17 protein-coding genes are annotated in these 14,700 nt (G+C 30.3%); 3 read left to right on the top strand and 14 right to left on the bottom strand.

What is annotated here, in order from left to right; genetic code table 11:
• Positions 1–2: 2 nt before the first annotated feature.
• Entirely contained in the window at positions 3–338 is a 336-nt protein-coding gene (locus ACY2IJ_RS03975) for a hypothetical protein (RefSeq protein WP_476725868.1), read from the top strand.
• Here the strand turns inward: ACY2IJ_RS03975 and ACY2IJ_RS03970 are convergent.
• Positions 330–1,526, bottom strand: a complete 1,197-nt coding sequence (locus tag ACY2IJ_RS03970) for an exo-beta-N-acetylmuramidase NamZ family protein (protein WP_476725867.1) — start codon at positions 1,524–1,526, stop codon at positions 330–332. The genes ACY2IJ_RS03975 and ACY2IJ_RS03970 overlap by 9 nt on opposite strands.
• Here ACY2IJ_RS03970 and ACY2IJ_RS03965 point away from each other — a divergent pair.
• Positions 1,526–2,761: an ABC transporter permease gene (locus ACY2IJ_RS03965; protein WP_476725866.1), complete on the top strand. Its 1,236-nt coding sequence runs from the start codon at positions 1,526–1,528 to the stop codon at positions 2,759–2,761. The two genes, ACY2IJ_RS03970 and ACY2IJ_RS03965, sit on opposite strands and share 1 nt — an antisense overlap.
• A 254-nt stretch (positions 2,762–3,015) precedes the next feature.
• On the opposite strand, the gene lipA is transcribed toward ACY2IJ_RS03965, so the two are convergent.
• The 4 genes from lipA to ACY2IJ_RS03945 form a co-directional block, all read right to left on the bottom strand.
• Positions 3,016–3,927: a lipoyl synthase gene (lipA, locus tag ACY2IJ_RS03960; RefSeq protein WP_476725865.1), complete on the bottom strand. Its 912-nt coding sequence runs from the start codon at positions 3,925–3,927 to the stop codon at positions 3,016–3,018.
• A gap of 171 nt (positions 3,928–4,098) precedes the next feature.
• The gene (locus ACY2IJ_RS03955) at positions 4,099–4,668 is read right to left on the bottom strand and encodes an RNA polymerase sigma factor (RefSeq protein WP_476725864.1); all 570 of its coding nucleotides are present in this window, start codon (positions 4,666–4,668) and stop codon (positions 4,099–4,101) included.
• On the bottom strand, positions 4,665–5,780 hold the full coding sequence (locus ACY2IJ_RS03950) for a glycosyltransferase (RefSeq protein WP_476725863.1): 1,116 nt from the start codon (positions 5,778–5,780) through the stop codon (positions 4,665–4,667). Before ACY2IJ_RS03950 ends, ACY2IJ_RS03955 begins: the two co-directional genes overlap by 4 nt.
• Positions 5,781–5,797: 17 nt before the next feature.
• Positions 5,798–5,983 (bottom strand): membrane or secreted protein, encoded by a 186-nt coding sequence (locus ACY2IJ_RS03945; protein WP_476725862.1) that lies wholly within the window; start codon positions 5,981–5,983, stop codon positions 5,798–5,800.
• 302 nt (positions 5,984–6,285) lie between these two features.
• Here ACY2IJ_RS03945 and proB point away from each other — a divergent pair, with 302 nt between their 5' ends.
• Positions 6,286–7,065: a glutamate 5-kinase gene (gene proB, locus ACY2IJ_RS03940; protein ID WP_476725861.1), complete on the top strand. Its 780-nt coding sequence runs from the start codon at positions 6,286–6,288 to the stop codon at positions 7,063–7,065.
• A gap of 8 nt (positions 7,066–7,073) precedes the next feature.
• Here the strand turns inward: proB and murB are convergent, their stop codons facing one another.
• The 9 genes from murB to ACY2IJ_RS03895 form a co-directional block, all read right to left on the bottom strand.
• Positions 7,074–8,075: a UDP-N-acetylmuramate dehydrogenase gene (gene murB, locus ACY2IJ_RS03935; protein ID WP_476725860.1), complete on the bottom strand. Its 1,002-nt coding sequence runs from the start codon at positions 8,073–8,075 to the stop codon at positions 7,074–7,076.
• Positions 8,076–8,104: 29 nt separating this feature from the next.
• Positions 8,105–8,881 (bottom strand): carbohydrate-binding family 9-like protein, encoded by a 777-nt coding sequence (locus ACY2IJ_RS03930; RefSeq protein ID WP_476725859.1) that lies wholly within the window; start codon positions 8,879–8,881, stop codon positions 8,105–8,107.
• A 7-nt stretch (positions 8,882–8,888) separates the two neighbouring features.
• On the bottom strand, positions 8,889–9,179 hold the full coding sequence (locus tag ACY2IJ_RS03925; RefSeq protein ID WP_476725858.1) for a DUF3817 domain-containing protein: 291 nt from the start codon (positions 9,177–9,179) through the stop codon (positions 8,889–8,891).
• Between the two features lie 80 nt (positions 9,180–9,259).
• On the bottom strand, positions 9,260–9,706 hold the full coding sequence (locus ACY2IJ_RS03920; protein ID WP_476725857.1) for a hypothetical protein: 447 nt from the start codon (positions 9,704–9,706) through the stop codon (positions 9,260–9,262).
• A gap of 79 nt (positions 9,707–9,785) precedes the next feature.
• Positions 9,786–10,139: a hypothetical protein gene (locus tag ACY2IJ_RS03915; protein WP_476725856.1), complete on the bottom strand. Its 354-nt coding sequence runs from the start codon at positions 10,137–10,139 to the stop codon at positions 9,786–9,788.
• 4 nt (positions 10,140–10,143) lie between these two features.
• Positions 10,144–10,518 (bottom strand): DUF423 domain-containing protein, encoded by a 375-nt coding sequence (locus tag ACY2IJ_RS03910; RefSeq protein ID WP_476725855.1) that lies wholly within the window; start codon positions 10,516–10,518, stop codon positions 10,144–10,146.
• A complete protein-coding gene (locus tag ACY2IJ_RS03905; protein ID WP_476725854.1) occupies positions 10,518–11,087 on the bottom strand; it encodes a DUF4494 domain-containing protein in 570 nt (189 codons plus the stop codon). Before ACY2IJ_RS03905 ends, ACY2IJ_RS03910 begins: the two co-directional genes overlap by 1 nt.
• 80 nt (positions 11,088–11,167) lie before the next feature.
• Positions 11,168–12,136: a transglutaminase family protein gene (locus ACY2IJ_RS03900; RefSeq protein ID WP_476725853.1), complete on the bottom strand. Its 969-nt coding sequence runs from the start codon at positions 12,134–12,136 to the stop codon at positions 11,168–11,170.
• Entirely contained in the window at positions 12,136–14,691 is a 2,556-nt protein-coding gene (locus ACY2IJ_RS03895) for a circularly permuted type 2 ATP-grasp protein (RefSeq protein WP_476725852.1), read from the bottom strand. The genes ACY2IJ_RS03900 and ACY2IJ_RS03895 overlap by 1 nt, the downstream gene beginning before the upstream one ends.
• Positions 14,692–14,700 lie beyond the last annotated feature (9 nt).

The following is a 14,700-nucleotide window of genomic DNA, read 5'->3' as shown; positions in this document are numbered from 1 at the left end:
AAATGAATTTAAGAGTCTCTAAATTTTTTGGGATTTGCTATGCAGATGAAATTGCTGAAAAAGAATTTTTTGCTAAAAAATTTAGAGTACATGTAAAAGGAGAATTGGCCAATTTTTCTTTTGAACTAATGAAAGGATTGGATGAGAAGTTAATTCGCTCTAAAAACAATGAATTTACTTTTTTTGAGATTGAAGATGTATATCTTAAAAACCAATTAATAAAAATGTTAACAGAGCTTCCTGACATAAAAAAGATGACACTTACTTTAGAAGGTGTTACAAAACCAATTAAGCATTTAAAATTAACGCACAAAGGTTTTTTAATGCAGTTAATTTAATGGGTATAATAAGTAGTTAGCCCTTATTTTTTTAAACGCATCAACATTTTTTTTCCAGCTTTTTTCAATGTCTTTGGCAGAAAGTCCCTTTTTTAGCTGATGTTCTAAAATAGTGTCTCCTGCATGAATGGTAAACGTATTTCCAAAGAACTTAGCTTTGTTTGGATATTTAGCAAATGCATCTACCAACCATTTTATAGATACCTTGTGTAATTTAGGGTGTGTACGTAAATCTACACCGTAGCAAGTTTTATTTTGGTCTTTTGGATATTTGCTTCCAAAATTTGATATAGGAGTGTAACTAAAATCGGTTTTAGGAAACAAAGCGCTTCCATATCTTTGAAATTGAAATTCTGTACCTCTTCCGGCATTGATAGGGGTTCCTTCAAAAAAACCTAAACTAGGATAAAGGTTAATAGCTGTGTCGTTAGGCAAGTTTGGTGAAGGCCTAATAGGTAAGTGATAATTACTTTGATGGGTGTAATTTTTTAACGGAATTATTGTTACATCGCACTGAATACCATCTTTCAACCATTTTTCTCCATTAATCATTTTTGCATATTCTCCAATGGTCATTCCATAGACCAAAGGAACCGGATGTTTTCCAACAAAGGAACTAAAAGCAGGGTTTAACATAGGTCCGTCTACATAATGCGCATTAGGATTAGGTCTGTCTAAAACCAAAACAGGAATGTTGTGTTCTGCACAAGCTTCTAAAACGTAATGTAAGGTAGATATATAGGTGTAAAAACGAACTCCCACATCCTGAATGTCAAAAATCATAACATCAATATTTTTTAAATCATTAGGTGTTGGTTTTTTGTGTTTTCCATACAAAGAAACAATGGGTAAGTTTGTTTTTTTATCAATACCATTTGCTACGTGTTCTGCTGCATCGGCACTGCCTCTAAAACCATGTTCCGGAGAAAATACATTTACAATTTTAATGTTGTGTGTTAGCAAAGAATCTACTAAATGAGTATATCCTTTTTGATGAAAAATAACAGAAGTTTGGTTGGCTACAATTCCAATTTTTTTGTTTTTTAAAAAAGGCAAATATATTTCTGTTTGGTTAGCACCAGGAGTTACTGTTTTTTTTTGTGCTTTGCAAGATGATAAAAATGCAAATGAGAAAAATACAAGAATTAAAAATGTATTTTTGAAAACCAATCTAAAGGATACTAACATTGAATTTTGAATTATTTATAGCAACAAGATTAACCAAATCTAAGGAATATAAAAATAGTATATCATCTCCAATCATAAAAATTGCCATTTCAGCCATTGCTTTGGGAGTAATTATGATGTTAGTTTCTATTGCTACAGGAGTTGGTTTGCAAAGAAAAATTAGAGAAAAGGTAGCGGGTTTTAATGGACATGTGGTGATTAGTAATTTTGACAATAACCAATCTAAAACAACCCAACAACCAATTTTAAAAAATCAGAATTTTTACCCACAATTTGCCAATGTAGATGGAATAAAACACATTCAGGTTTTTGCTACCAGACCTGGAATTATTAGAACCGAAACCGATTTTGAAGGAATCGTATTAAAAGGAGTAGATAAAGATTACGATTGGTCTTTTTTTAAAGAGTATTTGGTTACTGGCCAGCTTCCTGTTTTTACCAATAAAACATCTGGAAATGTTTTAATATCTCAGCTTATTTCAGATAGAATGCAGTTAAAAGTAGGAGATAAGTTTGATACTTTTTTTGTAAAAGAAAATTCAAACTCTTTGCCTAGTAGAAGAGTTTTTACAGTAAAAGGAATTTATGATAGTGGGTTTGAAGAGTTTGATAAAACTTTGATTATTGGTGATTTAAAACAAGTACAACGTTTAAATAATTGGGAGGCAGACCAAGTAGGTGGTTTTGAAGTTTTTGTCAACGATTTTAATCAAATAGATAGAGTTTCTAAAGAAATTTATCAGCACATAGATGCAACTTTGGATAGTAGAAGTTTGTTTGAACAATATCCTCAAATTTTTGAATGGCTACAATTGTTTGATGGGAATATAGCCATCATCATTATTATTATGATTGTGGTTGCAGGAATTAATATGATTACTGCTTTATTGGTTTTAATTTTAGAAAGAACTCAGTTAATTGGAGTTTTAAAAACACTAGGAGCCAACAGTTGGTCTGTTAGAAAAATATTTTTATACAATGCTTCATATATTATAGGTAGAGGTTTGTTAATAGGGAATGTAATAGGTTTGCTGTTGCTTTTTTTACAATACCAATTTCAATTTATAACACTTGATCCTAAAAACTATTACGTACATGTTGCACCTGTTTATATAACCCTATATCAAGTTGTACTTTTAAATGTAGGAACTTTATTACTTTGTTTATTAATGATGTTGATTCCTTCTGTAATTATTTCAAAAATAAGTCCAGCAAAGTCTGTAAAATTTTCATAAAAAAAACCTCCAGTTGGGACTGAAGGTTTTTTAAACTAACTAAACTTAAACTATACTAAATCGAAAATTTTATTTTCTAACTATTTCTATATATTCAATTACTGTGCCAAATAATGTTTTTTGATTTTTAATTTCATAAAAAAAACCTCCAGTTGGGACCGAAGGTTTTTTTAAACTAACTAAACTTAAACTATACTAATTTGAAAAACTATTTTTTACTTATTATAGTTAATCCAATTACTGTGCCAAAGTTATTAGTTTACGTGTTTTTTTGCGTGGTAAGAAGATCTTACCAAAGCAGAACTTTCTACATGTTTAAATCCTAAAGATTTTGCATACAATTCGTATTCTTTAAACAATTCTGGTGTAATAAATTCTTTAACAGGTAAGTGCTTTTTACTAGGTTGTAAATATTGTCCTAGGGTAACTACATCTACATTTGCATTTGCAAGATCTCTAAGGCTTTCAAATACTTCTTCTTTGGTTTCACCTAGTCCAAGCATAATTCCCGATTTGGTTCTTCGTTGTCCTTGTGCTTTAATGTATCTTAAAACTTCTAAGCTTCTATCATATTGTGCTTGTATACGTACTTCTCTGGTTAAACGTCTTACGGTTTCTAAGTTGTGAGAAATTACTTCTGGAGCTGCTTTAATCAAACGATCTATATTAGTTGTGTTTCCTTGAAAATCTGGAATCAACGTTTCCATAGTTGTGTTTGGGTTTGCTCTTCTTACAGCAGCAATGGTTTCTGCCCAAATAATAGAACCTCCATCTTTTAAGTCATCTCTATCTACCGATGTTAGTACCGCATGTTCAATTTTCATAATTTTAATAGAACGTGCAACTTTTTCAGGTTCGTCCCATTCTACCGTTTCTGGTTTTCCGGTTTTAACACCACAAAATCCACAAGAACGTGTACATATGTTTCCTAAAATCATAAAAGTGGCTGTACCATCTCCCCAACACTCACCCATGTTAGGACAACTACCACTAGTACATATAGTATTTAACTTGTATTTGTCTACCAAACCTCTTAATTCTGTATATTTTTTACCCACAGGTAATTTTACACGTAACCAATCAGGCTTTTTTTTGCCTACAGGTATGGTTCCTGGGTTTGTTTTGCTAGGTAATACAGATTTAAATGTTGATGTTTCCGTACTCATGTGCTTTTTATTTAGACTAGCAAAGATACAAAACACAAGTGGATTGTTTAAAAGGCTCTTTAATTATTCTATAAGAAAGTATAGATGCATACCAAATTTTAAAAACTGTTTAAAATAGGACGAAACATTCAATCTTAATATTGTAGGAATGGTGTTTTAGAAAGTAAAAGCTTAATTTTTACGATTGCTATTGGTAATAATTTCTGCTAATAATTTTTTAGCTCTTAACAGTTTTACTTTTACGTTGTTAATGGGTTCTTTTAATTTTGCAGCAATTTCGATGTAAGATAATTCTTGAAAATACCTGTAATTAATAACTTGCTGATATTTAGGTTTTAAAAGCTTGATATTTCTTTTTAGTTCTGCTAAATTTTGTTCTATAATAATTTTGTCTTCTGGAGAAGGGTCACTGTCAAACAATTGATGAATTTCTTTGTTGTCAGATCCTATAGAAATGGTAACATTCTTTTTTTTACGCAACTCATCAATTAGTAAATTTTTTGCAATGGTAAACAACCAAGTTTTAAATCCGTAAGCATCGTTATATGTTGTTATTTTATCAAACGCTTTAGAAAAGGTAATAATGGTAATATCTTCGGCATCAATAGTGTCGTTGTTTACTTTAGATTGTATAAAAGTATATACATCGTTCCAATATAAATTTAACAAGTAGTTGTAGGCTGTTTGATCTCCTTTTTGAGCAGCTTTAATATGTTTACAAAGAATGTCTTTAGAGGTCATGACCACTTTTTGGGTTTGGAAAATGAATTACAACTAAAAATATAAATTTGAAATAACAATAAAATTAAATCTAAAAAAGGAACTATAGGAAGTATTTTTTTTTCTTTTAATTTAAACGAAGCAATTCCAACAACAATATATTCACTTAAGAATTTAAAAGCAATTAAAGAGCCAATAAAAATTTGATGTTGTTGAGAACTTACATAAAAGAAAGAAAAGGGTAGTATTAACCAAAATAACATTCTATTTAAGGCATAGGTACCTAAAATATATTGATGGTGTTTTTTGTAATAATTGGCGGTACTGATGTGTCTTCTTTTTTGTGTAATTAATTCTTTTAAGGTGGTTTTAGGAGTAGAAACCATATGGCTTTGTTCTTCAAAACAAATTTCAGTGTTTTTAGAATTGGCAATTTGGTTGATGAACAAATCATCATCTCCAGACATTATTTTTACATATTGATTGTATCCTTTGTTTTTTAAGAAAAGTTCTTTACTATACATTAAATTTCTACCCACTCCCATATAAGGAATACCAATTTTAGCCAAAGAAAAGTATTGCAATGCTGTTAATAAGGTTTCGTATCTTATAATTAGGTTTAAAAAACTATTGTGAATGGTTTTGTATGGGCCGTAACCTAATACAATTGGAGTTGTTTGGCTGTATAAATTAGCCATTTCTTGAATCCAATAATTGCTTTTAGGAATACAATCTGCATCTGTAAATAATAAACAATTGTTAGTTGCTGCTTTTATTCCTAGTGTAAGTGCGTATTTTTTATTTCCATAAAAATGATCAGATTCTTGAACATTTACAATTTTTATAAACTTGTATTTTTCGGCAAATTCATGGTAAACATCTTCGGTTTCATCATATGATCTGTCGTTAATTAAAACAATTTCAAAATTAGAATATTGTTGTTCAACAAGTTTGGGTAAAAGTGTTTTTAGATTTTCAGCCTCGTTTTTAGCACATACAATTACAGAAACCGGTATTGTGTTTTTTTGTGTAACCTTACTTTTAGAAAAATTAAAAAAATTAAAAATTACTACGTAAAAAATAAAATGAATTATAACAATAGTAACACATAACACCAAAAGAAATAAAGTCATATAAATGTAAAGAGGTATTATTTGTTTTCGCAGTCTTCGGGCATTTTACCACAAAAACCACAAGGTTCACCAGACTGGTTAAAATTACTGTTTTGACTAGCACAAGTTCCAGAAAATTCTCCATTTTTTTTACCCCATATTTTAATGGCAATTCCAGCAAATGCTAACGCTAATAAACCTAATGAAATAAGAAATAGTTTCATATAAAAATATTTTTGGTAAAGATACATTTTTTAAAAAGACAAGTAAAATATTAACGCTCTAACTATATCTTTATAAACTCCTTTTTTTAAGTCGTAAAAATCATTTATACATTACTAAAAAAAATCAAAAAGAAATAGAAAAATAAAAGCAGGAACAACGTGTATTTGTTGATTTTATTGCAGATAGATGTAGGGATTAAAAATTGTTTTTAATCAACTTTTGTTAAGTTTTTTGTGAATACGAAGGGTGTGGTGCTAGGTTTTTGTATTTTTGTGTAAAATTTAACAAAAATAAAAATTTTATGTACGATCAATTAATAGTTGTAAAAGTAGGAACCAATGTAATGAAGAATAAAAACAATAGAATTGTTAGACCTGTGCTTCAGAATTTGGTTTCGCAAATAGCTAGTTTATATGAGCGTAATATCATGACAATTTTAGTTTCTTCAGGTTCTGCTATTGCAGGAAAAGAAGTTTTAGGGCCTTCTAAAATTAAAGATAAATCTATAAGAAGACAAGTATATTCTTCTATAGGACAGCCTAGAATGATGCGTTTGTATTATAATATTTTTCATGATTATGGTATTAATTGTGCACAGGTATTACCTACAAAAAGAGATTTTCAGCCTGGTGTGCACAGAGATAATATGATTAATTGTTACAAAGGATTGCTTAGCGAAGGTGTAATTCCTGTTGCAAACGAAGATGATACGGTGTCTTTAACGTCGTCTATGTTTACAGATAATGACGAAATGGCAAGTTTAATTGCTGAGTTGGTAGAAGCAGATAAGTTAATTATTTTAACAGATATTGATGGAGTGTATACAGGAAACCCTGAAGACGAAAAGTCTGAATTGATAGAAGAGGTTTCGTCTACAGAAAATATAGACAAATACATTCAAGAAAACACCAAAGGAGAAGGAGAAGGTAGAGGAGGTATGAAATCTAAAATTAACGTAGCTCAAAAATCTGCAAAAAATAACATTCCTACTTATATTGCCAATGGTAAAACAGAAAATATAATTATAGATATTATTGAAGATGAATATGTAGGAACTAGAATTTCTAACGAAAACGAATAATTTTAGTTTTAATAAATATTTACTTCTATTTCCAAAGAAATATTAAAGACTTCTTTAATTTTTCTTTGGATTTTTTTTGCAACCTCATGAATTTCAGTTCCTGTTGCATTTCCATAATTTACCAATACCAAGGCTTGTTTGTTGTGTACCCCAGCATTGCCAAAAGATTTTCCTTTAAAACCAGCTTTTTCAATCAACCATCCGGCAGGGATCTTAACTACACTGTCCGATATAGGATAAAAAGGCATATCTGGATATTGTTTGTTTAGCGTTTTATAGAGTTCTATAGGGATTACAGGGTTTTTAAAAAAACTACCACTATTTCCTATTTCTTTTGGGTTTGGAAGTTTACTATTTCTAATGTTTATAATAGCATTGCTAATATCTTTAATTGTAGGGTGGGCAATGTTTTTTAATTCCTCTTGAATAGCACCGTATGAAGTATTGGTTTGATGCTTTTTGGTAGTTAATTTAAAAGTAACACTCGTAATAATATATTTGCCTTTTGCACTATTTTTAAAAATTGAATTTCTGTAACCAAATTCACATTGTTGGTTGGTTAATTTTTCTATTTTTAAAGTTTTGGTGTTGAAAGCTTCTACAAAAAGAATGGTGTCTTTTACCTCAAAACCATAAGCACCAATATTTTGTATAGGACAGGTTCCTACATTCCCCGGAATTAGAGAAAGATTTTCAAGACCACCATAATTCTGATCAATACACCAAAGCACAAATTCATGCCAATTTTCTCCAGCCATTGCAGTAACATCTACGTGCGAGCTTATTTGGTTGTTTACAATTACTCCTTTAATGTTTAAATGTATAACCGTTTGTTCTATGTTTTGAGTTAACAGCATATTGCTACCACCACCTAATAAAAAATAGTCTTTATTTTCTTTTAAAACTTTAATTAAATCGGTAATTGTATTTACGGAAATAAATTTTTTGGCTTTAACATCAATACCAAAAGTATTGTAGTTTTTAAGAGAGAAATTGTATTGATATTGCATGAATAGTTACTGTAAATGAAATTGTAAATTTAGTCTACAAACTCTAATAGCCCAAACATTGTTGGCTGATGTACGTCTTTTTCTTTAACATTATCTACTGGAAAAATAGTAGACATCATTCTTCTACCAATATTGTCATCATCTCTCATTTGTCTTAAGGCTAAAAAAGCCCATTGGTTGTTGGGGGCAATAGGGTATAATTTTGTAGATCCGTTAAAAGCACTGTGAGGAATGGCTAGTTCTAAAGACCAACCTTTGTCAATATCATTATTGTTGTTTAGGGTCCCGTTAATTACTACTTCTAGTTTGTAATCGGGATTGTATGCTCTAACAGGAATGTTTTCTCCATTATGAAAGTTGTTTACAAAAACCAAATCATTCATAGCCTTATTGGCATTTATTTCAAAACAGTAGTGAATTTTTTCTCCGTTAGGTGCAGGAATTAAAAATAGTTCTACACAGTCGTCTAAATAAGGAGCACCATCTCTTTGGGTTTCTTTAGCATTTATGTATTCATCATTTAAATCATAATGTACATAAATAAATTGCTCGTCCCATAACATTCTAAAACTAGTCTTTTGCTTTTCTTTTTCTTTGTGCGTTAAATAAAAATAATCAAAAGTACTTTTTTCGGCATTTTTCCAAGCTTTGTCGTTTAGTTTTCCATCAATTTTTATGTTTGATGTTGCTTTATGTACTTTGTAAATAGGTCTGTTTTTTAAAGATAGGTTAGATGTTTTTTTTTGTAGACTTGTGCAACTAGTTGTAACAACCAACGCAATGATAAATAATAAAATTTTAGGCATAGTAAAATTAGGACTTTTTAACTTGTAAGTATTTTTTATCTGCATAAAAGGTTCCAAATGGTAAAATAGAACAAACTAAAATAATAGCAAATTCTTTGGTGCTCCATTTCTGATCATCTTTTAATAAAAAAGCAAATAATACGTAAGCAACAAATAATAAACCATGAGGCATTCCTAGCGTTCTAACCAAAATATCGTTTCCTGTTAAATGTTTTAAAGGAGTTCCTATTCCTAATAGTAATAAATAGGATATTCCTTCTAGTAAGGCAATAATTTTAAAATTTTTTAAAGTAATCATAAAGCGTATTATTTGATGCTTTAAATGTACTATTAAAACTAAAAAACTCAATCAGATTGATTGAGTTTTTTAGGAATGATTTAGGCATATGTATTTATTTTTTGTTTTTTCCAATATTGCATTAGACCAAAGGCACTTATTGCACAAGATGCCATAGCTTCTACTGTCATAGAGAATACAATTTTAGGGAGTGTTAAATGGTTTCCCCAAAAGGATGAGTTTTGTAACATTGTTAATAGAGAGTTGTCTATAAAATGAACATACATAATCATAGAAACAATGGTAGCTATAACAGCTAACAATCCGGTAGAAAACCCTAAAAAGAGGTTGCTTAAATAATTGTTGTGGTCTTGTTGTTTAATACTTGTTTTAATGGCTGTGTTTATTCCCCATAAAACAAATAGGATATTTAAAAAACGTAATTCTATAACGTGTGTAAGTCCTATTAATTTAATTAGGAAATAAAAACCGATAATGGCTGCATAAATTTTAGCAGCATTTTGAAAGATAATTTTTCTTGTGTTCATAATCTAAAAGGTTTTTATGTTGATTTCCTTTAAGATACTGAAAACTAATGGGTTTTCAAAAGAATAGACAAACAGATCCTTATTTAGATTTGCTCTTAAAGTTAGATGGCATTAAATCTATGTTTCTTTTTTCTGCTGCTTTAATTACAAAAGGGATAATAATACTAGCTCCTGGAAGTAGTACAAAAGGAATTCCTATTCCAGCTATTTTAAGCATATCAAATACATAGTGCTTGATGAATTTTTCCTCTTCTTTTGTAATGTTACCTGTAGTAACATAGGTCTGAATGATGAGTCTTGTCTTTTTAGTATCACTTGCACCTGTTTTTACTCCGTTAAAAAATATATCCAAAGCATCGGTAACCCTTACACGATTTTTATGGATAAAAAGTTTAAAAACTCTATAAGATTCAGATGTCTTCTTTTCGTTCATGGTTTTATAGCAATGCTATTATAAAAAATAACCAAGCTAAAATTAAACATAATCCTCCTAATGGAGTTAATGGTCCTATAAATTTAACAGGAAGTTTACGACTTTTTAAAATACAAATTCCGTATATACTACCAGAGAATAAGCATACACCTATAATAGTAAATAAAACAGCTAGTTTGCTACAAGTGTTGTTAAAGGGTAACGATAACTCTAGTAGTATTAAAAATAAAGCATGATACATTTGGTATTTTATACCAATTTCATAACTATCTAAAACATCTTTAGACCATTTGTTTTTTAGTAAATGGCTACCAAACGCACCTAAAACAATAGCACTTATACCAAAAATTCCTCCAAAGATAAAAGCTAAAGATTGCATTATTCTTCTTCTTGAATTTCTTCAGATTCTTCAGTAAAATCTTCTTCTAAAGTATCAATGTCTGTAATGTCTTCTTCTTCATTAGCAACAGAAGTTTCTGTATAAATGTTTTCAGGTGTAACGGTTTCTGGCAAAGGTTCTTCGTCTCCATCAAAAAACGGAAAAATATCAATAATTGGAGATTCTGTAATACTTGGAATAGAAAAATCAGATACAGAGTCTGCAAATTGTTCTAACAAATATTCATAAGCATCTTTCACATCATTTGCTTGCACCAAAACATAGGTGTTGGTTCTACGTTCTAAGCCTTTGTCTTCGTCTAAGGTTACTAAAGAAACTTTACATTTAAACCATCTGTCTCCATGCTCACTTGGAAAAATTTCTGAAAAATTTGCAACTTTTATATTGGTTATTTTAAATCCTTCAGAAAGGTATTTGCCCATTTCTTCTGTAGCACGTGCTTCAGCTTCGGTAAAAGTTAGGGCATCAAAAAGATAAGGCTGATTAAAGGTTTTTATCTTTTCGTTGTCGTCTATTTTACTGTATTTAACTTTTACTTCGTACCACATAATTTATAAATTTTTGAAGTTCAAAAATAAACAAACAATTGAAAGTAATGCCTATTATTTTTAAGAAGTAATTAACATTATTACTGTTGTTGTTGTTGTTGTTGTTGTTGTTGTTGTTGTTGTTGTTGTTGTTGTTGTTCTGCTGTGTTTGTATTGTAACCATTTACAGGTCTAATGTCTACAGAAACTTTTAGCGTACTCATTCCGCTGCTATATAAAACACCTTTTAGTGGGGCTACATCGTAATAATCTCTACCCCAGGCAACAACAATGTGTTGGTTTTTAGGGATTTGATTGTTTGTAGGGTCAAAGTCTACCCAACCAAAGGTGGGAATGTAAACCGAAAACCATGCGTGCGATGCATCGGTTCCAATTAATTTTTCTTTTCCAGGAGGCGGAAGTGTTTCAATATATCCGCTAATGTATCTGGCAGGTAGGTTCACAGAGCGTAAACAAGCAATGGCAATTTGCGCAAAGTCTTGGCACACACCTTTTTTTTCTTTCATTACTTCACTAATAGGAGTGGCAACATTAGAAAAGGTTGTGTTAAATTCAAAATCTTTAAAAATACGTTGCATTAATTCTAAACTAGCTTCAAAAACAGATCTATTGGGTTTAAAAGATTCTTTAGCATAGTTTAAAATATCATCATTTATATTGTTGATTAGTACAGATTCTAATTGATATTGTCTTGCATTTAAAATATCATCACTTACACCTTTTAAAAGTTCTAAGGTTTCTGATAAAGTTATATCTCTAGCTGATTTTGAATCTAAAATATTGGCACAAACACTAGTGTCTCTATTTACAATACTGCTTGCAATTACTTTTAATTTTTTATGATGTTCTTGTATTGAAAACCGAGTAATAGTATTGCCAAAAAAATCTTCTTTTTCAGAAAATTCAACAGGTTTAGGGCTTATTTCTAACTTATAGTCTACCAGTTGTTGTCCTAGTATATGTTTGGGTTTTAAAATGGCAATATTATGGCAAAAGGTAACCCCTTCATCATAATCGTATGTTGTGTTGTGTATTACCTTGTATAGCATTACATTTCTATTTTTTGTTTCACCATTTGTGTTTGTTGATATGTGTGATCAAAGTAGGTGTTAGCAATAGCAAGTGAGGTTTTGTGTAACAAGTCACTTAATTCTGATAACATTTGCTCTAAATTTTCTCTAATACCATCATTCTGATTAATTTGCAATAGGGTAGCAAGTTCCATGTTTTCTATAATGGTGCATGCTTGTTGAATGTTTTTTTGACATTCATTAAAGCCAATTTCACTTTCTGGAACAGGAAGTTTAGCCACATCTTTTTGGATTCTTTTTAATTGGTAATGGAGAGATTTTGCATAGGATTTGTCTAAAATAATTAAATTGATTACGTTTTCAATTCCTAAATAAGATTGATAACTGTATCTGTAAATATTTAAACTTTCATGACTATTTAACAATGATTCTAACATTTTATAATTGATAGAATCGGGATAATTAAACACAAGCATAGAACGATATTTAGAAATGTTCATTGTCGCTTGTTCCATTTGCAATCCAATAAAATAAAGAAGCAAACCTTGGTTTACCATAATGCTTTCTTCTATTAATCCCATAAACGCTACCAGTCTTGTAATGGTTCTGTCTAAAAGTTTTACAAGGCTGTTAATTGTGTAGCTTTTATCTTTATCGTGGTCTTTCCATAGTTTTTTAATGCTATCAAAAACCCTCCACATGTCTTTAGACCATAAATTTCTAAGCGAATAGTAAGAGTTGTTAAAGCTATTTAATGTTTGTGCCAATCCACCAATTTTTTGAGGATCTAAAATTAAACTTTGCAATTCTTTTAAAGGATTTTCTAGTGTTTTTTCACTCCCTTTTCCTACAAAGCCAGGAAAAGTAGAGGTAATGTTGGTGGTAGCTTTAAACAAATAAATTAATGCTTCCGATTTTGATTGATCGGTATTGTAATGTTCATTGTTCATGTTGTTTAAAACCGTACGTAAATATCTAGAAGTAATTAAAGCTCTACCTAAATATCTACCCGACCAAAATAAATTTTCTGCCGTATTACTAGGCAAATCATTCATGTCTGTAATTCCTGTTTTTTTAGATTGATTCCAGGTGTATTGCTCTATGTTTTTTTGTTTTTGATTGCTGACAATCCAAAAATCTTTACTAATTCCTCCTCGCTGATTAGAAACTCTAAGTTCTTTTCTTTCTGAAGCTACTCTTACCAAGCCTCCGGGCATCACAGCATAACCATTGTCTTTAGCAATACTAAATGTTCTACATACTACTTTTCTGGGTTCTAGTTTTCCTTTAATGTAGCTAGGTGCTGATGAAAACGAAATTTTTTCTTGAGCTACAAATCTATATGGGTTTTTAAGAATTTCTTTTTTAAGCGTTTCAATTTCTTCTGCCGATAAGAATTCTCCAAAATACAGACTTTCTCTGTTAGATTTGTCTATTCTTTTAATAACAAATTTATGAATGTTTTTAAGTACAAATTCTCTTTCCTTTTCTTGACCACACCACCACGATGCTATTTGTGGTAACAACAAATCTTCATCCAGAAAATAATTGCAAATGGCATTCATAAAAGGAATAAGTCCTGAGTTTTCTATAACACCACTTCCTATAGGGTTAATAATAGTAATGTTTTGGTTTCTAACAACTTCTAACAAACCAGCAACTCCAAGATATGAATCTTCTTTAAGTTCTAAAGGATCCACAAAAATATCATCTACTCGTCTTAAAATAACATCAACTTTTTTTAATCCTTTTAAAGATTTCATCCAAACAAAACCGTTTCTAACAATTAAATCATTTCCTTTTAATAAAGGATATCCTAACAAAGTAGCTAAATAAGCATGTTCAAAATAAGTTTCGTTATGGGGTCCAGGTGTTAGAATAACAATATTAGGATTGTCTACATTTTTAGGAGCTGCATCTATTAACATTTGACCAAAGTTGTTAAAAAATGTTGAAGGCTGTTTTACGTGAATGTCTTTGTATAATTCTGGAGCCACTCTATTGGTTGTAAATCTATTTTCTAAGGCATATCCCATTCCCGATGGTGCTTGTGTTCTATCATTCACAACCCACATTCTACCATCTGGCCCTCTTGAAATTTCGGCAGAGTAAATCATTAGGTTTTTAGGAGTTGTGTATTCAATTTGATCACATTGTCTTAAAAAGCCACGATGCTCGTAAAAAACTTCTGGAGGAATAATTTTGTTTTTTATAAGTTTACGTTCTCCATAAATATCTTTTAAAACCAAATCTAAAAGGTGTGCCCTTTGTTGAATTCCTTTTTCTATTGTATTCCACTCATTTTCATGAATAATAAAAGGAATAGCGTTTAGTTCCCAAGGTCTGTGCAAACCGTTAGGATCGTTGTATACATTATAGGTAACTCCATTTTCTACCATAAGCCAATTAATTTCGCTTTGCAATTCACGAAACTCATCCGTACCTATTGTATTAACGTTACTTAATAATTGTGTCCAATTGGGGTTTAGTTTTTGATTGGGCTCTACGATTTCATCATAGCCCTTTAAATCATCAACATAATCTTTTAAAAGTTTATTGGATTCAATACTCATTGATTAAGT

It is taken from the genome of Wenyingzhuangia gracilariae, assembly GCF_056387575.1.
The sequence above is the reverse complement of the archived record's forward strand: the minus strand, read 5'-3'. Positions and strand labels throughout refer to the sequence as shown.

Bases quoted from the DNA above. Each gene is read 5' to 3' on its own strand.
- ACY2IJ_RS03975 (WP_476725868.1), top strand. From the start codon at position 3: ATGAATTTAAGAGTCTCTAAATTTTTTGGGATTTGCTATGCAGATGAA.
- ACY2IJ_RS03970 (WP_476725867.1), bottom strand. From the start codon at position 1,526: ATGTTAGTATCCTTTAGATTGGTTTTCAAAAATACATTTTTAATTCTT.
- lipA (WP_476725865.1), bottom strand. From the start codon at position 3,927: ATGAGTACGGAAACATCAACATTTAAATCTGTATTACCTAGCAAAACA.
- ACY2IJ_RS03955 (WP_476725864.1), bottom strand. From the start codon at position 4,668: ATGACCTCTAAAGACATTCTTTGTAAACATATTAAAGCTGCTCAAAAA.
- ACY2IJ_RS03950 (WP_476725863.1), bottom strand. From the start codon at position 5,780: ATGACTTTATTTCTTTTGGTGTTATGTGTTACTATTGTTATAATTCAT.
- ACY2IJ_RS03945 (WP_476725862.1), bottom strand. From the start codon at position 5,983: ATGAAACTATTTCTTATTTCATTAGGTTTATTAGCGTTAGCATTTGCT.
- proB (WP_476725861.1), top strand. From the start codon at position 6,286: ATGTACGATCAATTAATAGTTGTAAAAGTAGGAACCAATGTAATGAAG.
- murB (WP_476725860.1), bottom strand. From the start codon at position 8,075: ATGCAATATCAATACAATTTCTCTCTTAAAAACTACAATACTTTTGGT.
- ACY2IJ_RS03930 (WP_476725859.1), bottom strand. From the start codon at position 8,881: ATGCCTAAAATTTTATTATTTATCATTGCGTTGGTTGTTACAACTAGT.
- ACY2IJ_RS03925 (WP_476725858.1), bottom strand. From the start codon at position 9,179: ATGATTACTTTAAAAAATTTTAAAATTATTGCCTTACTAGAAGGAATA.
- ACY2IJ_RS03920 (WP_476725857.1), bottom strand. From the start codon at position 9,706: ATGAACACAAGAAAAATTATCTTTCAAAATGCTGCTAAAATTTATGCA.
- ACY2IJ_RS03915 (WP_476725856.1), bottom strand. From the start codon at position 10,139: ATGAACGAAAAGAAGACATCTGAATCTTATAGAGTTTTTAAACTTTTT.
- ACY2IJ_RS03910 (WP_476725855.1), bottom strand. From the start codon at position 10,518: ATGCAATCTTTAGCTTTTATCTTTGGAGGAATTTTTGGTATAAGTGCT.
- ACY2IJ_RS03905 (WP_476725854.1), bottom strand. From the start codon at position 11,087: ATGTGGTACGAAGTAAAAGTTAAATACAGTAAAATAGACGACAACGAA.
- ACY2IJ_RS03900 (WP_476725853.1), bottom strand. From the start codon at position 12,136: ATGCTATACAAGGTAATACACAACACAACATACGATTATGATGAAGGG.
- ACY2IJ_RS03895 (WP_476725852.1), bottom strand. From the start codon at position 14,691: ATGAGTATTGAATCCAATAAACTTTTAAAAGATTATGTTGATGATTTA.